The sequence below is a fragment of the Candidatus Binatia bacterium genome (assembly GCA_036382395.1).
In the GTDB taxonomy this organism is placed as follows: domain Bacteria; phylum Desulfobacterota; class Binatia; order HRBIN30; family HRBIN30; genus JAGDMS01.
Genome location: DASVHW010000193.1, coordinates 1 through 21,598 on the forward strand (window position 1 = coordinate 1; position 21,598 = coordinate 21,598).

Consider the following 21,598-nt stretch of genomic DNA (forward strand, 5'->3'; position numbering starts at 1 on the left):
CCTTCCAAGCAGCCGCGATAGAGATGCGGGATGATTCCTGAAAGCATACGCGCCAGTGTGCTCTTGCCGCATCCCGAGGGGCCCGAGATCAGGTGAAATTCGCCTCGCCTGGCCTCGAAATCTAGCGGCCCCACGGCGGTACGACACCCCATGTATCGGTACGCGGCCCTCTCGGCCGTCACGATGACGCCCTCTCCCACGCCTAGCCCGCCGATTCTACGTGCTTCGCCTTGCGGTCGAAGCAGCGCCAGCCTTCCGCTGTCAGCTCCACCAACAGTACGGCGGTCCCGGCGATGAGTCGGGGACGTACCCAGTCGCCCGTATCGATCACAGCATCGGAAGGCACGACTTCACCGTTGCGCGACATCGACAGTAGGCTCATGCCCCGCTGCCGCAAGGCTCCGGCAGAAACGCGCTCCCCGAAACCACGCAGGCCACCGGCAAGTTCCAAGAACCTGCCCGCGTTGCCTTCCGCGGTGAGTCCCACCGCGGCCAGCGCACCGATGATGCCGTCCCCGGTCCCCCCAAGCTCCGCAAGCATGAGCCCCTGCCCGGCCGCTAAGGCTGCCGCCTCACCCTTGCCCACCAATTCGCTGCTGGCACGGTACCCAAAGCGAATGACGCCGGCGTCGATTCTCTCGCCGGCGCCCAGGCAAACGCCGGGGTCCGAACCTTGCGCTGACCGATGCGCGACGTAGCCGCCTGCCACATCGAAGAGGCGGCGCTCGAGGCCGTTGTGTTCCGCGTCCACTTCCAGGATGAGACAGGCTGGGCTGTTGTGGCTGGTGTAGGGGATTCGCGGATCAACCAGGAGTTGATGGCGCACGACGCCAACCAAGCGGGCAAGCCCTTGCGTTTCCAGGTACACGCCCAACTCGCGGGCCAACCTGCCCGTTCCTGGGCGCTGGCCGAGAACGTCGGTATCGTCAATGCCGAGCAGAAGGCGCATGCGTACACTCCTCAATGAAAATCGGCCACAACTTCGCTCATGTGTGAGATGTCGTAGCCACTCAATGCGGCAGCCTTCCGGCGAAAGGCGTCCTGATGCATCACTTCCAACAGTGGCCGAAGCCGTGCCGAGTCGAAGACCGGCCGCGCGATCGCCAGCTCATAGCGCTCGTACCCGAGCGGGATGAATTCCAATCCCCACGCCTGGGCAACGGCGCGGATGCCTAGCCCGACGTCCGCCGACCCCGCCGTGATGGCGGCGGCAACCGCGTTGTGGGTCGGCGCCTCATGTTCATAGCCGGCGATCGCCTGCGGATCGATCTTCGCCTGGCGCAGCCGGTGATGCAGCAACAGCCGCGTACCGGCACCGCGCTGGCGATTGATGATGCGGACGCCGGAGCGCGTCAGATCGCGGAGATGTCGAATCCCCTTGGGGTTACCGGCCGCGACCATGAGCCCCTGCTGGCGCTGCGCCAGGTGAATGAGGATGATCGGCTCCTCCGGCAGCACGTGTTTCACGAACGGAATGTTGTACTCACCTGAATCGACGTCAAGTAGATGGATGCCGGCAACCTGCGCCCGCTGTTCGCGCAAGGCGATCAGTCCGGCGATGCTGCCGGCCGGGCTTGCGGAAAAACGCATCTCCGGATGCTGCTCTGCCGCCAGGCGCACGAGCAAATCGAACACCGGGTCGTCACTGCCGACGGCGACCAGTGCTGCCGCCTCGACCGGGGCACGCGGCGAAGCGTGGCGTGCCGGGACGACCGCCTCGCAGGATTGGAGCCAGGAGAGTGCCGTCTCCGTGCGGCGTATATGGGCCTCGGCAAGCAACCACGCGCCGGCGTCGCGTTTGCGTTGCGCCGCCTCGGACCGATCCTCATGTGCCCGGCGTCGCACCTCCAGGATGCGGCGCCGTTCGGCAATCAGTGCGCCAACGTCCACAGAACCGGCCGCCAAGCCGAATCGAACCTTCAGCGGGAATTCGTCACGGCCATGCTCAGGCGTAACGGTGGACCCCTGCAGCCAACGCTTGAGTTCCGCACGCCCGCGCCGGGTAATGGCGTACACCCTGCGGTCAGGCCCCTGCTTGCCTGGCTCAAGGCGCACCGCGACCCATCCTTCGCGCCTTATCGACGCCAGCAGACGGTAGAGCTGCCCGAAATCGATGCGCCACTCTGGACCGAACTCGGCTTCGAGTTCGCGCCTGATCTCGTAACCGTACCGCTCACCTCGCGCGAGCAGGCCCATTACGGCATGGGCTGTCGACACCGAATCCCCTCCTGACCCGACCGCCAAGGGCAGTCTATAGGCATTACCTATAGCTCAGATTGAGCCCCTCCCGTCAAGGACGGGCGAGACCCGTGTCGCTGCACAACGGGCACAACTGCACAACGGGCACCAGCGGGAGATAGTCGGAAGCGCGAGGCAGTGCATTCAGACCGCCCGTGGACGCAGCCCGCTCCGTCATCACTTGAGGCGGTCATCTGGGAAACGTGGGGTCAAAACGCAGGGTGAACCGGAACGTGGTCCCGTAAGTCGGGTTGGGCGTGGCCCACAAACGGCCACCGTAGACCTCGACGATCGAACGGCTGATGGAGAGGCCCATGCCGAGTCCGCCCGCTTTCGTGCTGACGAACGGGTCGAACATCCGCTCGGCAATCTCCTGCGGGATCCCTCCCCCGCTGTCGCACACTGCGACCTCGACCGTGTCCGCACTGGCCAGTGACGTGCGCAGCACCAGCTCACGCACATCCCTTTTCGCTCCAGACACGGCCTCCAGGCCATTGCGTACCAGGTTCACGATAACCTGTTCAATCTGGACGGCGTCAATGAACAGAGGGGGAACCTGCGAAGCAAGCTCCAGCTGCATACACACGGCGTGCTGGCGTGCCTCGGCTTCCACCAAGCACGTCACGTCGCGCACCAGCTCATTGAGATCCACCATCTCCCGTCGGGGTTCGCCTTTGCGCACGAATGCCCTGACTTGACGAATGATCTCGCCGGCCCGCATCGCTTGGGTAGCGATCTCTTCCAGCACCGGCAGAATCTCCGCGGGCTCGCCGACGCCGGCGTGGATCCGCCGCGTACAACCCTTGGCATAGCAGGTGATGGCTGTCAGCGGCTGGTTCAGCTCGTGCGCAATCCCGGATGCCATCTCGCCCATCGTACTGAGTCGCAGGAGGTAGGACAGCTCCGCCCGATGGCGCCGCGCCTCTTCTTCGATGCGCCGGCGTTCGGTGACGTCACGCGAGGTCAGCAGCACCCCGGCGATTTCCGCTGGATCGGCGAGGCGCTTGCCGACGGATTCGAAAATGCGCCACGCACCGTCGCGGTGCTGAAAGCGAACCTCTGTCGACTGGGTGACACCGGCTTGATGGATCGCTTGCTCCAGGGTCTTCATCGCCGCAGGCCGGTCTTCCGGATGAATGAAGTCCATCACATGCCGGCCAATCAACTCATCCGCTTTGTACCCGAGCAGCCGTTCGATGGAGGAGCTTTCGTACCGGATGGTACCGTCCTCGTTCAGAATGGTGACGATGTCCGAGGTATTTTCGATCAATGTCCGGAAATACTCGTCGCTGCGCGGTGGCACGTCTTGAGCCCCAGGTGAGCCTTTCCCCGACCCTGGAGGCGTACCCCGCTTCGAGTCTTCCGAATCGTTCTGGCCCGACGAGCACGCCTTTGCAGCATCGCGGGTATCGCTGGTCACGGCACTTTACCCCCCCATTCCAAGAGTGCCCTTCAGCTGGGATCTTTGCAACGACCCAAATACGCCGGTCGTACCTTCCATTTCTTGAAGTTCACGGGTAACACGCTTCCATGCCGGCCCCTCACGATTTCGTCACTCCCGCCGCCAGCCCAGCCATCGCCGAGGTGCGCCATGTATCCAAGAACTTCCTGGCGGACACCGGGCGGGAACTGGTTGTGCTCCGGGATATCAGCCTGGCGGTCAATCCCGGCGAGGTGGTGTGTGTACTCGGACCGTCCGGTTGCGGCAAGTCCACCCTGTTGCGCATTCTCACCGGACTCATTGAGCCGAGCGCGGGAGAAGTGCTCTGCCACGGCCAGCCACTGCACGGAATTCATCCCGGCGTCGCCGTCGTCTTCCAAAACTTCGCGCTCTATCCCTGGCTCACGGTGGAAGAAAACGTGCGTGTCGGCGCCCACGGCAAGGGGTTCGGGACGGAGGATCAGGCCGCCCGGGTCAACCATGTCATCGACCTGGTCGGACTCGACGGCTTCGAGGAAGCCTATCCGAAAGAGCTGTCCGGCGGCATGAAACAGCGCGTCGGCATCGCGCGAGCGCTGGTCGGCGGACCCGAGCTGCTCTGCATGGACGAGCCGTTCTCCGCCCTCGACGTGCTCACGTCGGAATCGCTGCGGGCGGAGGTGTCCGCTCTGTGGTCCCGCGGCGACACCGGCATCAAGAGCCTGCTGGTGATCACGCATCTGATCGACGAGGCCGTGTATCTCAGCGACCGCATCGTGGTCTTGAGCGCCAACCCCGGTCAAGTGCGCGAGGTCGTCACCAACGCCTTGCCGCATCCGCGCGATTATCGCGATCCTGCGTTTCTGCGCCTGGTCAACGAGCTGCACGCCGTCATCACCAACATCCACCTGCCCGACGAAGCCGTACCGGCGCCGCCTCCTGGGCGCCCACCGCGCATCGTGCCCCTGCCGCCGGCGCACATCGGTGAGATGGTGGGTCTCTTGCGCATCGTACACGAGCACGGCGACCGCATTGACCTGTTCGATCTCGCCGAGGATCTCCGCCTCGAATTTGGCCGCGTGATCCTGGTGAGCAAGGCGGCGGAACTGCTCCATTTCATCGACACGCCACAACAGGAAGTCGTCCTCACGGCATTGGGGCGTGAGTTCGCGCGGGGCGACGCCAACGCTCGCAAGGGGATCATGCACCGGCAACTCCACGCCTTGGGCTTGTTCGCCTACTTGCTGCGCTTGCTCGAGAACGCACCCGGAAAACGCTTGCCGGCGGAGGTGGTGAAGGAACAAATCATCCTGGCCATGCCGACGGAGGAACCGGAAGCACTCTTTGAGACGCTGGTGGACTGGGGACGTTACGGCGAGGTCATCGGCTACGACTCCGCCAAGCAGGAGATGTATCTCGATGTAGAGGGCATCGCCACGGCGGACGCCAGGGCGTGAGGGCGTGGTAGCGCCGAACCGAACACGACGGAGCGCAGACGCCACCGGCGTGCTCACGCTCCCACGCCGGCCCGGTGCTCTGTGGGTCGATGCACTGATGGTGCTCGTCCTCTGCGCCATCGTCGCGGGAGTGGTGGGCTTGGCCCGGCGTTGGACCGCGCCCCTGAATCCCACGATCGAGATTGATCTGTCCCCTTGGGCCTTACCACGGTACACGCTGTTTTCGCTGGAACGCGGGTGCGCCGCTTACGCCCTGTCACTCGTGTTCACTCTCATCTACGGCACGGTTGCCGCGTACAGCCGCCGCGCCGAACGCGTCATGATTCCTCTGCTCGATATTCTGCAGGGGATCCCGGTTCTCGGCTTCCTGCCCGGCCTGGTCCTCGGCATGGTGGCACTGTTCCCCCGCTCCAACTTCGGTCTCGAGCTCGCCTGCATCGTCATGATCTTCACCGGACAGGCATGGAACATGACCTTTTCCTTCTACGGATCATTGCGCGCCATACCCACCGATCTGCGCGAGGTCGCCCGGGTCCACCGTTTCGGCTGGTGGAAGCGATTTCGCACCCTCGAAGTGCCTTCGGCTGCCATCGGATTGGTGTGGAACTCGATGATGTCCATGGCGGGAGGCTGGTTTTTTCTCACCGTTACCGAGGCCTTCACCCTCGGTGATCACGATTTCCGGCTCCCTGGTATCGGCTCGTACATGAGCGTGGCCATCGATCACGGTGACGTGCCGGCGATGCTGTTCGCCATCGTCGCCATGGTGACGATGATTGTGGCGATCGATCAGCTCGTCTGGCGGCCGGTCATCGCCTGGTCGCAGAAATTCAAGATAGAGGAAACCGAAGCCGCCACGGTTCCGGCATCGTGGGTGCTGAGCCTGCTGCGCCGTTCCCGCTTGGTATCCGGGCTTCAAGAGATGGCAACGGCCGCCCTCGCCGCTCTGCGGCGACACGCGCTATCGCACACCGTGGCGCAGCATGCTGCGCCGCTACAAACATCCCATCGCAACGTAGGGGCACAGCCTGCTGCGCCCGTGCGTGCCCCGCGGTTGGGACCGCTGCTTCTTGCGATCACGGGCTGGACAGTCGCGTTGCTCTTTGTGCTGTTGACCGTGTGGGGCGCCGCGCACCTGGTGGGGATGCTGCGCCACGTGACACTGCGCCAGTGGATCACCATCGTCCAGGCCCTGGGCCTGACGTTTCTGCGCACCTCAGCGGCGGTGCTGATCGGTGCGGCATGGGCGGTCCCGGCCGGTATTTGGATCGGCCTCTCCCCGCGTCTCTCCCGTATTTTTCAGCCGGTGATTCAGGTGGTGGCCGCGTTTCCGGCACCGATGCTGTTCCCGCTGGTCACGGCGGCGTTCCTGGCGCTCGGCATCGGTTTCTCCTGGGGCTGTGTGGCCCTCATGTTGCTGGGAGCGCAGTGGTACATCTTGTTCAACGTGCTCGCCGGGGCAATGACGATTCCCCAGGACCTGAGGGAGACGGTCGACGTCTACCGGCTGCGTGGCTTTGCTGCTTGGCGTACGCTCTACTTGCCCAGCGTCTTTCCCCAGCTGGTGACGGGGCTGATCACCGCGGCGGGCGGCGCCTGGAACGCCAGCATCGTCTCGGAGTATCTGCGCTACAAGCAGCGGACGCTGATCGCGCCGGGACTGGGTTCGCTCATCACCGAGGCCACCGCGGCGGCGGATTTCCCGTTACTGGCGGCCAGCGTGTTGACCATGGCCATCACCTTGGCGACGCTGAACCGTGTGGTATGGAAGCGCTTGTATCGCCTGGCGGACACGCGCTTCAGTCTGAACCGATAGACGACAAATGGTGGAGGTCTTGGATGAAAGCAGCCTTTTGCACACAGCCGGGTACCTTTGAGCTCCGCGAAGTTGAACAGCCCACCCCGGGTCCCGGTGAGGCGGTGGTCAAGGTGCGCAGCTGCGGCATTTGCGGCAGCGATCTGCACTTTTTTCATGGCGGATTCCCACCGCCGATGGTCTGCCCGGGGCACGAGATCAGCGGGGAGGTCGTCGCCGTTGGCGACGGCGCCAACGTCCGGCCGGGCGCCCGCGTCGCCATCGAACCACTATTGGTGTGCCGCGAGTGCTCGTACTGCCGCACCGGGGATTACCAGCTGTGCGAGAAGTTCCGCCTCGCCGGCACGACGGACGACGGTGGTTTTGCGGAGTACATCCGCATGCCGGCGTACGCCCTGTTTCCGCTTCCCGCCAAGGTCGATTTCGAAGTTGGCGCGTTGACCGAGCCGCTGGCTGTCGCCGTTCACGGCGTTCGTCTGGCCAACGTGCGCCTGGGCGACCGGGTGGCGATTCAGGGCGCCGGCACCATTGGGCTGCTGTCCGTTGCCGCGGCCAAGGCCGCGGGCGCGGCGGAGGTGTGGATCACCGCCCGGCACCCCCAACAGCGTGCCGCCGCGGAATCGCTGGGCGCCTCACGTGTATTTCTCGGACCCGATGCGAGCGGTGAGATCTCCGACGCGGCACGGCAGCAGCTTGTCGACGTGGTCATCGAAACCGTGGGAGGATCAGCTGACACCATCAACGAAGCGGTGTACCTGGTGCGGCCCGGCGGCTCGATCGCGGTGCTGGGCGTGTTCACGACCATGCCGTCGTTGAACGCCTTCACACTGGTAATGAAAGAGGTGCGTATCGTCGGCTCACTGACCTACGGCCGTCCCGGCCCGCGCGCCGATTTCGACGTCGCGTTGCAGTTGTTGGCCGAACAACCCGAGCGCTTCCGCAAGCTGATCACGCACCGCTTTCCGCTCAGCCAGATCATTCGTGGCTTCGAGACCGCGGCCGACAAGCGCTCCGGGTCGATCAAGGTGGCCATCCGGCCGGAATGAGATTGGGAGAACTTGGACCGATCGAGCGGGGGCGCTGAGAATTGCGGCCTGCTTTGCAAGCAGCGTGACCGCGCGCCAACGTTCCCGCCGGCCTCCAATCCGGTCGCTACATGGCAGGCTCCCTGCCGGACGTCGGCCGCAGATCCTTGCACGCTTATTCATCTCGCGAGTATAAGCTCCACAGTGCGTGAGCGTCCGTCAGCATCGGTTGAATTCAACAGCGCTTATCTACCCTCCGGCGGTGTGCGTCTCTACGTCACGCAATCACTCCGACTGACCGGACGGCATAGGTGACGACACTCAGCCGCAACTTTGCCCATCTCCAGGAGCACGACGAACAGCTCCTGCGCTTGGGTATGCTCGCGGAACGGTATTTCCCGGATGACCCGAACACCTCGGTACTGAAGCTGCGACCGGATCTTCGGCGGCCAGCTCCGACAGATCCTGGAGGCCTTCAACGAGTCACTCTGGCAGCCGGCTGCCTAACAACGAACGGACTAGGATATGAACCTCAGGGAAGCCATGAATACATTTGCAGACTGCTCCTTGTGTGGCGGTCAGGTTGAAGAAGCACGCGTGACCTACGACTACCGCCGGCGCGGCCACCTCCTGGTCTTTGACAACGTGGCAGCCGGGGCCTGCCGCCAGTGCGGGGAAAAATACTTCTCCCCCGACGTTCTCAAGCGAATGGATGATGCCTACCACGACGTCTTCGATCGCAATAAACCACCCGAACGGATGCTTCAGGTCCCCGCCGTGACCCTCTAGGCGGACCTCGCCGAAGGCCTCGAGATGGCAAAGAAGCCGGCAACTCTTACCTCGACTCCCGGTCAGTCGTTCCGCACGCCGGCGCGCATTCATCGCGTCGATGCCGTACGCGCCAAGCTCGCCGCGATCGAACTGCGCGAAGAGGATATCGATGCCGCTGTCGACTCGGCACGGCAGGGAGGCGGGCGCGTCGCGAAGACCGCCAAGACCGGCGACCTGACTCGCAAACCAAGATCATGAACACTGTCACCCACGACATCGTCGCCAAGCTCTGGAACCTCTGCAACGTCGAGGAATAGGAGGAAATCGTCCGCCGCATCGAAACCCTGTTCACCTACGCCGACCGCCTTGGAGCCCGCTATATCGCCACCCGCGCTGCTCGCCAAGGCTTTCCGCGGCGAGCTGCCCGCTTGACGTCCCTCGATACGCGCCCTGAAAAGACGGGCGCTACTCGGGACAAACGGTTTTGAGGTCCGTTGACCGATTTCTCGCAAATTCGTTGCGACCGTACCAGCCTGTTGACGACGGGTGTTTGACATTCAAGACTGTGCCGAGATGACGAAACACTCCCTTCCTTTGTCTCAGGTCTATCGCCTGCTCGAGCCGGGGCCAGTCGTGATGGTCACAACCGCCCGCAAGGGACGGGCAAACATCATGACCATGTCGTGGCACACGATGATTGATTTCGAACCACCGCTTGTGGGTTGCGTGATCAGCGACCGGAACTATACATTCGGTGTCTTGAAGGCGACCAAAGAATGCGTGATCAACATCCCGACGGTGGAGCTGGCAGCACAGGTGGTGCGCTGCGGGAACACCTCCGGGCGACGGGTCGATAAGTTCAAGACCGTTGGTTTCACGCCAGCAACCGCCTCGCGCGTCAGCGCACCGCTCATCGACGAGTGCTATGCCAATCTCGAATGCAAGGTCGTCGATGCGAGGATGGCGGCCAAATACAACCTCTTCATTCTTGAGGTACTCAAAGCGTGGATCGACCCTTCAAGAAAACACCCGCGGACGATTCATCATCTCGGGAGAGGCGCCTTCATGGTTGCCGGCAAGACGATCAAGTTGCCCTCCAAGATGAAATAGCTTCCCTGCAAGCGGCTACCCAGAACAGGAGAATGTGAAACTGGCCGTCTATACGCATATTGTGTTGCTGACGAGCGACCCCTCTGTAAGCGCTCCCACGATTCAGGATCTAGTAGCGCTCACCCGCACAACCTACTCCGGCGCGCTCGAAGTGGGTGAAGATCTAATGACCATCGAGGTGGGGGACAAGATCGAAGTGCATCGGTTCACATCGCCGTCGCGCTAATTGGTGAGGCGCCGCCGGTTGTCTGCGTAAATGAAATTTGCGAGAGTGCACCCTGGCGCGGTCATGCGAGTTCGATCATCACCGGACACGATCCTGAAATGTGGCGGACGATCCCCCAGGCGCCGGCGCGGCTTACGCCCGCAAGGAGCGCGGAACTGGCCTGAAACGAGGAGGCTTGCCCGGTGGCTGCACCAATCCCTGAGGAAGTGAATCGACTCTTCAGCAGCGCGCCGTTCATCGCCGCCCTCGGGATCCAACTCGACTCCGTTGGTCAAGGTGAATGCACGACGGTGATGGCGCTCGAAGATCGCCATCTACAACAGGACGGTTTCGTGCACGCAGGCGTACAGGCCACCATGGCCGACCACACGGCGGGAGCCGCTGCCGCCACACTCCTGCAGAAGGGTCAGATCGTGCTGACCGCCGAATTCAAAATCAATCTGCTCCGCGCCGCAAAAGGTCAGCGGCTCATCTGCAGATCCAAGGTCCTCAAGCCGGGAACGCAGCTGACCGTCGTCGAGTCAGAGGTCTTCTGCGTCGCATCGGGAGAGGAGCGCCTCGTTTCCAAAGCGACCGCCACCATGGCGATAGTCAACCGACGAGGGGCATGACGAATCAACGCGGCCCGACCCCGAGAGAACTCACCTCGCGACGCGGCTTTGTTTCGACTTCCTTGCCACCACCAACATCTGCTTCCCCAGCAGCCACTGCGCCGGCGGCAACGCCAGATACAGGCGCACGAGCCATAGCGGCAAGCGGCTCTTGCCGCTGGTGAAGGGCAGAAAGCGCGGGCGCAACACTTCGATGTCGAAACCCGACATCCGCAGCGCCTCGCTGAGGCTGCCGTGGCTGAGCGGGACCTGGTGATCGAAGAGGTCCCAGTACTCCTTGTAGGCGTAGCGGATGTTCGGCTGGATGATGATCATGCGCCCCTCGGAAACGAGGAGCCGATGCACGTTGCGCAGCACGCACAGGACCGACTCCTTGTCGCGGAGACGTGCGAGGAAGTTGCTGCAGAACACCACCTGGGTGCAGGCATCCACCATGTGTTCGAGCACCCCCGGGATTTCGCCGATGACCGGCACGACCCCGGAAGCGGCAAACTCACGCAGGCGCGGATTCGTATCCACGGCGATCTTCCGGCTGCACCGGATGGCATTGATGAACTCGCAGAAGCCGGCGCCCAGATCGAGGACAGTGTCCTCCGGTCGGACGTACCGCTGCAGCACGACGCGGCACACTACCCCCCACATCCCCGCCCGCTTGCGCCGGCTCATGTCAGCGGATCGCTGTCCATACAGTTCCTGCTGCATTCTCACTCCCCCCTCCGTCTCCGCCTTTGCGGCTGTCGATATATCGCCGAAGACGTGCCTCGACAACACGTGCGAAGCTTTTCAAGCGCCGTTGCCTTCGGGCGCTGGGTAACGTAAATGGCCACAGCGCACCTGATTCCCAGGAGGTCACTGTGAGCACCAAAGAGCTGTACGAGATAGGCGAGCTGCCACCGATCGGACACGTCCCCCCCTACATGTATGGGCAACTCATTCGCGCCGAACGCTTTGGCGAGCCCCATCAGGCCTTTCAGATCGAGAAGGTCGAGGTCCCGTCCATCAAGCCGGATGAGGTCCTGGTGTACGTGATGGCCGCCGGCATCAACTACAACAACGTCTGGGCCGCGCTGGGCGCTCCGCTCAACGTCATCGCCGCACGCCAGAAGGCGAAGTACGACACCAGTGACTTCCACATCGGCGGCAGCGACGCGTCAGGCATCGTCTACGCGGTGGGCAGCGACGTGAAGAACGTCAAGGTCGGCGACCATGTCGTCACTCACGCGGGCGTCTGGGACGCCAACTGTCCGGCGGTCAAGGCCGGGGAAGATCCGACGATCGATCCTTCCTTCAAGATCTGGGGTTACGAAACCGGCTGGGGCAGCTTCGGCCAGTTCGCCAAGGCACAGGGGCATCAGTGCATGCCCAAGGCTAAGCACCTTACCTGGGAAGAAGCCGCCGCGCCGACGCTCGTCGGTCAGACCGCGTACCGCATGCTGAAGGGGTGGCCGCCGCACATAGTGCGCCAGAATGACGTCGTGCTCATCTGGGGCGCGGCCGGCGGGCTCGGATGCATGGCGATCCAGATTGTCAAAGCCGCGGGCGCCATCCCGGTGGGCGTGATCGGAGACGACAGCAAGGCTGACTTCTGCATCAAGCTGGGCGCCAAGGGCTGCATCAATCGGAAGAAGTTCACCCATTGGGGCCTGATGCCGCACTGGAAGGACACTGCCGCGTACAACAAATGGGCGGCGGGTGCCCGTGACTTCGGCAAGGCGATCTGGGACGTCCTCGGCGAGCGCCGCAACCCCCGCATCGTCTTCGAACATCCCGGCGAGGACACCGTACCGACCTCGATCTTCGCCTGCGACAATGGCGGCATGGTGGTGATTTGTGCCGGCACCACCGGCTTCAACGCGGTCGTGGACCTGCGCTACCTGTGGACGCGCCAGAAGCGCTTCCAAGGGTCGCACCTATCGAACGACGAGCAAGCCTACGCCTTCAACCAGCTCGTACTCGACGGCAAGATCAATCCGTGTCTGGCACGCGCATACAAGTTCGAGGAGATCCCGCTCTGCCACCAGCTCATGCACGAAAACAGGGCCCCGGAAGGGAAAATGGCTGCACTGGTCGGCGCACCGCGGGCGGGGATGAAGGGGCTCGAGTAGACGTAGCGCGTCACCTGCGTGCCTCCGCTTACCGCGGAGTCACGCGCCCGCTTCACGATGTCTTCTTGGAAGCGGCCAACAGGTCCGCGAAGGTCCCGAGGTTCTGGCGCTGGTTTGCCTGCGCCACGGTCGCATGCTCTTCAGCCCGCTCGGCGGCAACGGCGGCGTCGCGGGCCTCGCGTGCGTGCTCGATCATCGACAGGCTGATGCGGCGCTTCTCCGGGTCCACGGCGAGAACGGTGACCTCCACCTCCTGGCCGACGTTGACCGCCTGCCGGGCATGAGACAAGCGGCGATCGAGCGTGAGCTTGGAGATGTGGGCGAGGCCGTCGAGACCGGGGGTGATTTCGACGAAGGCCCCGAAGGCTTCAACACGACGCACCGTTCCACGGACCGTCGTCCCGACGGGAAAGCGTTCGCGGACCGTCGACCACGGATCGGCCGCCAGCGCCTTCATTGACAAACCGACTTGGCGGCGACCGGTCCCCGCTTCCTCGATCTTCAGCACTTGCGACTCGACCACTTGTCCGACTTGGAGAACCTCAGACGGGTGGTTGACGCGGCCGTATCCCAGCTCGCTGATGTGGATCAGCCCTTCGACGCCGCCGAGGTCGACGAAGGCACCGAATTCGCGGATGTTCGTCACCGTCCCCTGCACGACCGCACCGACGTGTAGCTTCTCCCAGGTCTGCGCCGCTTGCACCGCAGCATCTTCCTCGAGCAGCTCGCGGCGGGAAACGACGACGTTGCGGCCACCGGACTCGATCTTGTTGACGCGGAACAGAAAGCGTTGGCCGATATACTGCGCCGCGGGGACACGCTCGCCCGGCCGGCGCCGGTCAATCTGTGAGCCGGGACAAAAGGCGCGTACGCCGCCGATCTGCACCTCGAAGCCGCCTTTGTTCTCACCCGTCACCAGGCCTTCTATGGGAATACGATGCGCCATCGCCTGTTCGAGCTCCGCGGGTATATGGCCGCCCCGACCGAGCGTGCGCTTGAGGACGATGGCGCCGGATTCGCTTCCATCATCGAGGACGGTGGCTTCCAGCTGATCACCGATAGCGAGCGTCAGTGCACCGCTTGCCGGATCGCGGAACTCGGCGAGGTCGATGGTCGCCTCCCCTTTGCCCCCGATCGCCACGAAGGCGGTGGCCTGCCCGATCGCCATCACGCGCCCGCGCACGAGCTCCCCGACCGTGATCTGCTGCCGTTGCGCCCCGGCTGCCTCACTGGCGGCGAACAGCGCCGCGAAGTCATTCTCAGCTGAAGTGGAATTCCGTTCGTCGTTTTCAGGCATGGCCCAACCATAGCAAGCAATCACCGCGGCTACCACGCGTCAGCGGCGAAAGGTCAACAGTTTTCGTAGACTCTGTATCCTTCGCGGGAAAAAGTCTTCCGCCGTCAGAACGGATCGGGGCTGGCTGGAAGATCGGTGTGGCCCATCAAGAACTGGTCGACACCGCGGGCGCACTCGCGTCCCTCCCAGATGGCCCACACGACCAGCGACTGGCCGCGGCGCATGTCGCCGCAGGAGAATACGCTGGGAACACTGGTCATCCAGCTCTTGTCCACCGCGACGTTGCCGCGCTCATTCAGCTGCACACCCAGGTCGGCAAGCATGCCGTTGCGTTCGGGGCCAAGAAATCCCAGGGCCAGCAAGACCAGGTCGGCATCCAGCTCGAATTCGCCGCCGGAAACCTCGCGCATGACGGGGCGGCCGTTGTCGCCTTTGAGCCACTCCAAGCGCACCGCGTGAAGCTTCTTGACGTTGCCGTGCTCATCACCCGAGAAGTGCTTGGTGTTGATGCTCCAGTCTCGCGCTACACCTTCTTCGTGCGACGACGAGGTACGCAAGGTCATGGGCCAATAGGGCCACGGCGCCACATCCTCGGTGCGTGTGCCGGGCGGCTGCGGCAACAACTCGAACTGGTGGACCGATAACGCGCCCTGACGATTCGACGTCCCGACGCAGTCCGAACCGGTATCGCCACCACCGAGCACGACAACCCGCTTGCCCTTGGCGGTGATTTGATTCGGTACCGCATCACCTGCCGCCACTTTGTTCTGCTGCGGCAAGAACTCCATGGCGAAGTGGATGCCCTTCAACTCGCGCCCGGGAACTCGCAGGTCACGCGATGCGGTGGAGCCGCCCGCCAGCACGATGGCATCGTGCTCGGCGCGCAGGCGATCGACGGGGTACTCGACACCGACGTTGGTGCTCGGCCGGAAGGTCACGCCCTCCCCTGCCATCTGCTCGAGGCGGCGGTCGACCATCCTCTTCTCGAGCTTGAAGTCGGGAATGCCGTAGCGCAGCAAGCCACCTATGCGGTCGGCACGCTCGAACACGGTCACCCAGTGGCCCGCACGGATCAACTGCTGGGCGCACGCCAGACCCGCTGGACCCGACCCGACGACGGCGACTTTCTTACCCGTGCGCCGCGGCGGAACCTGAGGGCCCACCCAGCCCTCTTTGAACGCGTGCTCGATGATCTGTTTTTCGATCTGCTTGATGGTGACCGGATCGTTGTTGATGCTGAGGACGCAGGCCTCCTCACAAGGCGCCGGGCAGATGCGGCCGGTGAAGTCGGGGAAGTTGTTGGTCGCGTGCAGCCGGTTGATGGCATCCTTCCAGCGGCCGCGGTAGACGAGGTCGTTCCAGTCCGGGATGATATTGCCCAGCGGACAACCCTTGTGACAAAACGGAACGCCGCAATCCATGCAACGCGCCGCCTGCACCTGCAGCTTCTCTTCCGGATGCTTGCCTTCGAGCTCGCGCCAATCGTGCAGACGCTCTTGCACCGGCCGCCGAGGCGGCAACTCACGTTCGTATTCCAGAAATCCGCTGATCTTTCCCATCTCGCTTATCGCCCCATCTCGCCTGTCGCTTATCGCCGGTCGCCTTTGTGCTACGCGGCTCTCACACACTCGCCAGTTTCGCCGCGTCTGAATCGAGATGCTGCTTGGCAAGCACCTGGCGGTACTCCACAGGAATCACTCTCACGAACTGCTGCACGCACTGTTTCCAGCCGGACAGCACCCGCCAGGCCACGGCGCTCTGGGTGTATTCGTAGTGCCGCCGGACCAAGGCGTGGATCGTCTCGGCGTCCTTCTCGTCCACCGGACCGACCTCGACCATGCCCAGATTGCAGCGGCTCTTGAACGTGCCGTCGGTGTCGAGCACATAGGCAACGCCGCCGCTCATGCCGGCGGCGAAATTGCGGCCGGTCTGGCCGAGGACGACGACCAGCCCTCTCGTCATGTACTCGCAGCCGTGATCGCCGACGCCTTCGACAACGGCGGTCACTCCGCTGTTGCGCACGCAAAAGCGCTCTCCCGCCAGGCCGCGCAGGAACACCTCACCGCCTGTGGCGCCGTACAGCGACACGTTGCCGACGATGATGTTCTCCTCCGGAACGAAACTGGCGTTTTTCGGCGGATACACGACGATGCGGCCGCCGGAGAGTCCCTTGCCGAAGTAGTCGTTGGCATCCCCCTCGAGGGTGATGGCAAGGCCGTTCGCCATGAAGGCCCCGAAGCTTTGGCCGGCCGAGCCGGCGAACTTGATCGTGATGGTCTCGGGCGGCAAGCCGTTGATGCCCCACCGCCGCGAAATCTCCGCCGACAGCATCGTGCACACGGTGCGGTTGACGTTGCGGATGGGAAGGTCGATCTCCACCGGCTCACCCCGTTCGAGCGCCGGTCGCGCCAACTCGAAGAGCCTATGGTCCAGCGCATTCTGCAGGCCATGGTCCTGTTTCTGGACGCAGCGGATGGCCACGGAGGGCGGCACGTCGGGCTTGTGCAGAATCTGGCTAAGATCCACACCCCTGGCCTTCCAGTGCTCGGAGGCGTCGCGCGTCTCCAGCATATCGACGCGCCCCACCATCTCGTCGACCGTCCGGAACCCCAGCTCCGCCATGATCTCGCGCAACTCTTCGGCAACGAACATCATGAAGTTGACCACGTGCTCGGGCCTGCCCTGGAATCGCTTGCGCAACACGGGATCTTGCGTGGCGATACCAACCGGGCAGGTGTTGAGGTGGCAGACACGCATCATGACGCAGCCCGAAGCGATCAACGCCGCCGTCGCGAAGCCGATCTCTTCGGCGCCCAGCAGCGCCGCGACGGCAACGTCACGGCCGGTCTTGATCTGGCCGTCCGTCTCGACGCAAATGCGCCCGCGCAGGTCGTTCATCACCAACACCTGCTGGGTCTCGGCCAACCCGAGTTCCCACGGAATGCCGGCATGCTTGATGGAGGTCAGCGGCGAGGCGCCGGTACCGCCGGAGTCGCCGCTGATCAGCACGACATCGGCCTTGGCTTTCGAAACGCCGGCAGCAACCGTCCCAACGCCGACCTCCGCCACCAGCTTCACACTGATACGGGCCTGGTCGTTGGAGTTCTTCAGATCGTGAATCAGCTGCGCCAGGTCTTCGATCGAGTAGATGTCGTGATGCGGCGGCGGCGAGATCAGTCCCACGCCGGGGGGCGAGTAACGAATAGAAGCGATGTACTGGTCGACCTTGTGGCCGGGAAGCTGCCCGCCTTCGCCGGGCTTGGCCCCCTGCGCCATTTTGATCTGCAACTCGTCGGCGTTCACCAGGTAGTAGCTGGTGACACCGAAGCGTCCGGACGCCACCTGTTTGATGGCGCTGCGGCGTAGGTCACCGTTCGCATCGGGAACGTAGCGCACGGGATCCTCGCCACCCTCACCCGTGTTCGACTTGCCGCCGATGCGGTTCATGGCGATGGCCAGCGTCTCGTGCGCCTCTCGGCTGATCGAGCCCAACGACATGGCGCCGGTTTTGAAGCGCTTGACGATTGCGCTTGCCGGCTCGACTTCCTCGATGGGAATCGGCGTACCCGCTCTGAACTTCAACAGACCACGAATGGTACAGAGCGTCTCGCTCTCGTTATTCGCCAGCGCCGAGTACTCTTTGAAGGTCTTGTAGTTTCCCGAGCGGACGGCATGCTGCAGCTTGGCCACCGTCTCGGGATTGTACATGTGGTGCTCGCCACGGCGGCGCCACTGATACTGGCCGCCCGGATCGAGATCGCCATCCAACACCGGCGAGACCTCATAGGCGAGATGGTGACGAAGCGCACATTCCTTGGCGATCACATCGAGGCCCACTCCTTCGATGCGTGACGCCGTCCAGGTGAAATACCGATCAATGACATCGTGGTTGAGGCCGATGGCCTCGAAGATCTGCGCGCCGCGGTAGCTCTGTACGGTGGAGATCCCCATCTTGGTCATCACCTTGAGGACGCCCTTGTTGGCGGCCTTGAGGTAGTGTTCCACGGCGGTGTCGGCATCGATGTCCTTGAGGAGGCCGGCCTTGACCATGTCGATGATGGTCTCGCAGGCGAGATACGGGTTCACGGCACCCGCGCCGTAGCCGATGAGCAGACTGAAATCGTGGACCTCGCGCGGCTCACCGGACTCGACGACGATGCCGCACCGGGTGCGCGTCCCTTCGCGAATCAAATGATGATGCACCGCTCCGGTCGCCAGCAGACTCGGGATCGGCGCGCGTTCCTCGTCGTGCCCGCGGTCCGAAAGCACCAGGATACTGTAGCCCTGTGCCACCGCGGCCGAGGCTTGCCGGCAGAGCTCATCAAGCGCCGCCTGCAGACCCGCGCCATCGCCGGCGATCTTGAACAAGGTCGGCAAGGTCAGCGCTCTGAGACTGCCGTTGGCAATATCTTTGATCTTCTGCAGATCGGCGTTGCCAATCACCGGATTCTCGAGCTCGATCTGATGGCAGTGGACCGGCGTTTCGTCGAACAGGTTCTGCCCCGCGCCGATGCTCGCCCTCAACGACATCACCAGCTCCTCCCGGATCGAATCGATGGGCGGGTTCGTGACCTGGGCAAAGAGCTGTTTGAAGTAGTTGAAGAGCAGGTGCGGGCGCTCCGAGAGCACCGCCAGGGGCGTGTCGTTGCCCATGGAGCCGACGGCCTCCTGCGCATTGATGGCCATCGGTGCCATCAGCATGCGCAGATCTTCGCTGGTGTAGCCGTGCACCTGCTGCCGGGCGAGCAGCGTGTCGGGGTCGTAGGACGGCGGCAGCGTTTTCGGCTCCGGCAGGGTACTCAACCGCACCAGATTCTCGTCGAGCCATTGGCGGTACGGCTTGCGGGCGGCGATGCTTTCCTTGATCTCCTCGTCGCCGACGATGCAGCCCTTCTCGGTATCGACCAGGAACATACGGCCGGGCTGCAGGCGATCTTTATGAAGGACATTGTCCGGCGCGATGTCGAGCACCCCGACCTCAGAGGCCATGACGACGAACCCGTCTTTGGTGACGATGTAGCGTGACGGCCGCAGGCCGTTGCGGTCCAGCACGGCGCCGATGAGCCGGCCGTCGCTAAAGGCGATCGACGCCGGACCATCCCACGGTTCCACCAAGCACGAGTGATACTCGTAGAAGGCCCGCTTGGTGTCGCTCATGCCTTCGTGCTTTTGCCAGGCCTCGGGAATCATCATCATGATGGCATGGGGCAGCGAGCGCCCGGTGTGCACGAGCAACTCGAGCGCGTTGTCGAACTTCCCCGAGTCGCTGCCGGCCTCGGTGATAATCGGCAGCAGCTTCTTGATGTCGTCGCCGAACAGCGGCGAGGAAAACAGCTTTTCCCGCGCCCGCATCCAGTTCTCGTTGCCGCGCAGCGTATTGATCTCGCCGTTGTGGGCCACGAAGCGGTAGGGATGCGCCCGGTCCCACGAAGGGAACGTGTTGGTGCTGAAACGTTGGTGCACCAGCGCCAGCGCGCTGATCATCGTCGGGTCACACAGGTCGGTGTAGAATTGCGGGATCTGATCCGGCAGGAGCAATCCTTTGTACACCAGGGTTCGGGACGACAGACTGGAAACGTAAAAACTCTCCGAGTCACGCAGTCCCGCCTCCTCCACGCTGCGTTCGACCCGTTTACGAATCACATAGAGCTTGCGCTCCAAGGCCTCGCCGTCCTTGATATCGCGGCCGCGTCCGACGAAGATCTGCCGGATTTCGGGCATGAGCCGACGGGACAGGGGACCACATGCATCGGGATTGGTGGGAACGGTACGCCATCCCAGCAAACGTTGGCCTTCTTCGCGGATGGCCTTCTCGAACAGTTTTGAGCAAACGTTTCGCTCCGCCACGTCACGGGGAAGGAAGACCATCCCAACGCCGTACTCGCCTTGATTCGGCAGATCGATGCGGGACTGGCGGCACTCCTTGTGCAGGAACTCGTGCGGCACCTGCATGAGCACGCCGGCGCCATCGCCGGTCAGCGGATCGCACCCACAGGCGCCGCGGTGCGTCAGGTTCTGGAGCACTTGCAGACCCTTCTGGATGATGTCGTGCGATTTGACGCCCTTGATATTGGCGACAAAGCCGACACCGCAGGCATCGTGCTCCTGGCACGGATCGTACAGACCCTGCTTGCGCAGCTTTCGCGGTTCCGTCATGTCTACATGCCTTTGAGATCAACCACGTGCTTCTCGCCGATTCGACGCGGGCGTTTTGACGCCGGGGCGGCGTCGAACTGGAGGGCGACCTGGGTGCGTTCCGTATGCGTCGACAGCACCACCATCGTCTCCGTCCGCTCGATCCCTTCGATAGAACGGATCCTTCTGATCAGCTCCTCGAGCGTGGACGTATTGGCCGTCTTCACCTTCAACAAGAAGGTATGTTGGCCGGTCACATGGTGGCATTCGAGCACGTCGTCGAGCTGGGCAATGTCGCGCTCGAACTCGCCGATGAGTTTCGGGTGACTGATCGACACGCCGATGAAGGCCGTAATGTCCTTCCCGAGACGGGACGCGTTGAGAATGGCGCGATAGCCGGCAATGACACCGTTGTCCTCCAGCTTCTTGATGCGCTCGATGACGGACGGCGCCGACAAACCGACCTTTTCACCGATCTTCGCCAGCGGAAGCTTGCAGTTCTCCTGCAATAGCGAGAGGATCCCCAGGTCGACGTGGTCGAGTTCGGCCTCTTCCTGTCCTAATTTCATAAGGTTCCCAGTGGTAACGACCTAATAAATAGATAATCACAGCCACCAAAGTCAAGCCTTTGTTCGGAAAATGTGCCGTTTATTTTCCACAAGGGGGGAAGCCAGGCACTGGCGGCGGTATCCTTCACGCAGCCACGGCGTGAGGGCACGCCGGCTCCAGAAAATCCATCTCTGCTGGAGCCGGGCTGCCCTCAGCCCGCTTTCTGTCGGGCCAAAGCCGCGCTACCGCATCCTGGATCGCGCCGCGCTCGCCGAGGTCCTAGGCACATCGAGCGCCTGACGCGATTGTCCTATAGCCCGGTCCCTTACACGCCGCGGTGGGCGTCCTTGTACGCCCGAAGAATTGAATTGATCCGCGTCTGGTAACCCTTCCCCCGCTCGCGAAACCACTGGATCACATCAGCGTCAATTCGCAGGGTGACCTGGGCCTTGCGCTCGATGGGTTTCAACCCCTTTCGGACGAGCCCCTTGGCAAACACCGCGGGGGGCACTTCTGGAATGTCTGAGAGGTCGATCGCCTCAGCACTCCGGAATCTTTGCGAAGTAGCTCTTTTCCTCATTCTTTGTGGCCTTCCGTATCGAAATGAACCGGATCGAGTCGCCGCGCTCCGTATGAGCGACGGCTACGGCTCGCCCTTCCAAAATACCAAACGTGATGAAACGGTGTTCGTGGTACTCGAACCGGGTGTCCTCGACGGTAACCGTGTAGCCGTCAAAGACTCTCTCCGCGCCGACGAAATCGATGCCGTGTTTCCGGACATTCGCCTTCCGCTTCGCCTCCGCCCACTCGAACCCCACGGGCGGAGAGTGTAGCTACA

General features: G+C 63.1%; 20 protein-coding genes. 9 read left to right on the forward strand and 11 right to left on the reverse strand.

Features of this window, described 5'->3' with window-relative positions; all coding sequences use genetic code 11:
• The 4 genes from VF515_08890 to VF515_08905 form a co-directional block, all read right to left on the reverse strand.
• Window positions 1-182, reverse strand: a 182-nt coding sequence (locus VF515_08890; GenBank protein HEX7407748.1) for an ATP-binding cassette domain-containing protein, incomplete at its 3' end; no start/stop codon positions are given.
• Between the two features lie 20 nt (window positions 183-202).
• On the reverse strand, window positions 203-949 hold the full coding sequence (locus VF515_08895) for a hypothetical protein (GenBank protein ID HEX7407749.1): 747 nt from the start codon (window positions 947-949) through the stop codon (window positions 203-205).
• An 11-nt stretch (window positions 950-960) separates the two neighbouring features.
• Window positions 961-2,217 carry a substrate-binding domain-containing protein gene (locus VF515_08900; protein HEX7407750.1) on the reverse strand — a complete coding sequence of 419 codons (1,257 nt, stop codon included), beginning with the start codon at window positions 2,215-2,217 and terminating at the stop codon, window positions 961-963.
• 211 nt (window positions 2,218-2,428) lie between these two features.
• Window positions 2,429-3,541 carry a PAS domain S-box protein gene (locus tag VF515_08905; GenBank protein HEX7407751.1) on the reverse strand — a complete coding sequence of 371 codons (1,113 nt, stop codon included), beginning with the start codon at window positions 3,539-3,541 and terminating at the stop codon, window positions 2,429-2,431.
• Window positions 3,542-3,768: 227 nt separating this feature from the next.
• On the opposite strand from VF515_08905, the gene VF515_08910 reads away from it, so the two are divergent.
• The 8 genes from VF515_08910 (at window position 3,769) to VF515_08945 (ending at window position 10,674) form a co-directional block, all read left to right on the forward strand.
• The gene (locus VF515_08910; GenBank protein HEX7407752.1) at window positions 3,769-5,115 is read left to right on the forward strand and encodes a nitrate/sulfonate/bicarbonate ABC transporter ATP-binding protein; all 1,347 of its coding nucleotides are present in this window, start codon (window positions 3,769-3,771) and stop codon (window positions 5,113-5,115) included.
• Window positions 5,116-5,119: 4 nt separating this feature from the next.
• Window positions 5,120-6,931: an ABC transporter permease subunit gene (locus VF515_08915; protein ID HEX7407753.1), complete on the forward strand. Its 1,812-nt coding sequence runs from the start codon at window positions 5,120-5,122 to the stop codon at window positions 6,929-6,931.
• Between the two features lie 23 nt (window positions 6,932-6,954).
• Window positions 6,955-7,977: an alcohol dehydrogenase catalytic domain-containing protein gene (locus VF515_08920; protein HEX7407754.1), complete on the forward strand. Its 1,023-nt coding sequence runs from the start codon at window positions 6,955-6,957 to the stop codon at window positions 7,975-7,977.
• Between the two features lie 522 nt (window positions 7,978-8,499).
• Window positions 8,500-8,745, forward strand: a complete 246-nt coding sequence (locus VF515_08925; protein HEX7407755.1) for a type II toxin-antitoxin system MqsA family antitoxin — start codon at window positions 8,500-8,502, stop codon at window positions 8,743-8,745.
• Window positions 8,746-8,769: 24 nt separating this feature from the next.
• Complete coding sequence (locus tag VF515_08930) at window positions 8,770-8,985, forward strand: hypothetical protein (protein HEX7407756.1); 216 nt, start codon at window positions 8,770-8,772, stop codon at window positions 8,983-8,985.
• A gap of 315 nt (window positions 8,986-9,300) precedes the next feature.
• On the forward strand, window positions 9,301-9,837 hold the full coding sequence (locus VF515_08935; protein HEX7407757.1) for a flavin reductase family protein: 537 nt from the start codon (window positions 9,301-9,303) through the stop codon (window positions 9,835-9,837).
• A 34-nt stretch (window positions 9,838-9,871) separates the two neighbouring features.
• The gene (locus tag VF515_08940; protein HEX7407758.1) at window positions 9,872-10,063 is read left to right on the forward strand and encodes a hypothetical protein; all 192 of its coding nucleotides are present in this window, start codon (window positions 9,872-9,874) and stop codon (window positions 10,061-10,063) included.
• Between the two features lie 182 nt (window positions 10,064-10,245).
• Complete coding sequence (locus VF515_08945) at window positions 10,246-10,674, forward strand: PaaI family thioesterase (protein ID HEX7407759.1); 429 nt, start codon at window positions 10,246-10,248, stop codon at window positions 10,672-10,674.
• 30 nt (window positions 10,675-10,704) lie between these two features.
• On the opposite strand, the gene VF515_08950 is transcribed toward VF515_08945, so the two are convergent.
• Complete coding sequence (locus VF515_08950) at window positions 10,705-11,376, reverse strand: SAM-dependent methyltransferase (protein ID HEX7407760.1); 672 nt, start codon at window positions 11,374-11,376, stop codon at window positions 10,705-10,707.
• Window positions 11,377-11,528: 152 nt separating this feature from the next.
• Between VF515_08950 and ccrA the strand changes: the two genes are divergently transcribed.
• Window positions 11,529-12,779: a crotonyl-CoA carboxylase/reductase gene (gene ccrA / locus VF515_08955; GenBank protein ID HEX7407761.1), complete on the forward strand. Its 1,251-nt coding sequence runs from the start codon at window positions 11,529-11,531 to the stop codon at window positions 12,777-12,779.
• 52 nt (window positions 12,780-12,831) lie between these two features.
• On the opposite strand, the gene VF515_08960 is transcribed toward ccrA, so the two are convergent.
• The 6 genes from VF515_08960 to VF515_08985 all read right to left on the reverse strand — a co-directional run bounded on the left by VF515_08960 (window position 12,832) and on the right by VF515_08985 (window position 21,578).
• A complete protein-coding gene (locus VF515_08960) occupies window positions 12,832-14,076 on the reverse strand; it encodes a S1 RNA-binding domain-containing protein (protein ID HEX7407762.1) in 1,245 nt (414 codons plus the stop codon).
• A 104-nt stretch (window positions 14,077-14,180) separates the two neighbouring features.
• Window positions 14,181-15,635 carry a glutamate synthase subunit beta gene (locus tag VF515_08965; protein HEX7407763.1) on the reverse strand — a complete coding sequence of 485 codons (1,455 nt, stop codon included), beginning with the start codon at window positions 15,633-15,635 and terminating at the stop codon, window positions 14,181-14,183.
• Between the two features lie 61 nt (window positions 15,636-15,696).
• Window positions 15,697-20,232 (reverse strand): glutamate synthase large subunit, encoded by a 4,536-nt coding sequence (gene gltB, locus VF515_08970; GenBank protein ID HEX7407764.1) that lies wholly within the window; start codon window positions 20,230-20,232, stop codon window positions 15,697-15,699.
• Window positions 20,233-20,234: 2 nt separating this feature from the next.
• Entirely contained in the window at window positions 20,235-20,780 is a 546-nt protein-coding gene (locus VF515_08975) for an Lrp/AsnC family transcriptional regulator (protein ID HEX7407765.1), read from the reverse strand.
• A 305-nt stretch (window positions 20,781-21,085) separates the two neighbouring features.
• On the reverse strand, window positions 21,086-21,340 hold the full coding sequence (locus tag VF515_08980; protein HEX7407766.1) for a BrnA antitoxin family protein: 255 nt from the start codon (window positions 21,338-21,340) through the stop codon (window positions 21,086-21,088).
• A complete protein-coding gene (locus tag VF515_08985) occupies window positions 21,300-21,578 on the reverse strand; it encodes a BrnT family toxin (GenBank protein ID HEX7407767.1) in 279 nt (92 codons plus the stop codon). Before VF515_08985 ends, VF515_08980 begins: the two co-directional genes overlap by 41 nt.
• Between the last annotated feature and the right edge of the window lie 20 nt (window positions 21,579-21,598).

Bases quoted from the DNA above. Each gene is read 5' to 3' on its own strand.
- VF515_08895 (HEX7407749.1), bottom strand. From the start codon at position 949: ATGCGCCTTCTGCTCGGCATTGACGATACCGACGTTCTCGGCCAGCGC.
- VF515_08910 (HEX7407752.1), top strand. From the start codon at position 3,769: ATGCCGGCCCCTCACGATTTCGTCACTCCCGCCGCCAGCCCAGCCATC.
- VF515_08920 (HEX7407754.1), top strand. From the start codon at position 6,955: ATGAAAGCAGCCTTTTGCACACAGCCGGGTACCTTTGAGCTCCGCGAA.
- VF515_08925 (HEX7407755.1), top strand. From the start codon at position 8,500: ATGAATACATTTGCAGACTGCTCCTTGTGTGGCGGTCAGGTTGAAGAA.
- VF515_08930 (HEX7407756.1), top strand. From the start codon at position 8,770: ATGGCAAAGAAGCCGGCAACTCTTACCTCGACTCCCGGTCAGTCGTTC.
- VF515_08935 (HEX7407757.1), top strand. From the start codon at position 9,301: ATGACGAAACACTCCCTTCCTTTGTCTCAGGTCTATCGCCTGCTCGAG.
- VF515_08950 (HEX7407760.1), bottom strand. From the start codon at position 11,376: ATGCAGCAGGAACTGTATGGACAGCGATCCGCTGACATGAGCCGGCGC.
- VF515_08960 (HEX7407762.1), bottom strand. From the start codon at position 14,076: ATGCCTGAAAACGACGAACGGAATTCCACTTCAGCTGAGAATGACTTC.
- VF515_08965 (HEX7407763.1), bottom strand. From the start codon at position 15,635: ATGGGAAAGATCAGCGGATTTCTGGAATACGAACGTGAGTTGCCGCCT.
- gltB (HEX7407764.1), bottom strand. From the start codon at position 20,232: ATGACGGAACCGCGAAAGCTGCGCAAGCAGGGTCTGTACGATCCGTGC.
- VF515_08975 (HEX7407765.1), bottom strand. From the start codon at position 20,780: ATGAAATTAGGACAGGAAGAGGCCGAACTCGACCACGTCGACCTGGGG.
- VF515_08980 (HEX7407766.1), bottom strand. From the start codon at position 21,340: ATGAGGAAAAGAGCTACTTCGCAAAGATTCCGGAGTGCTGAGGCGATC.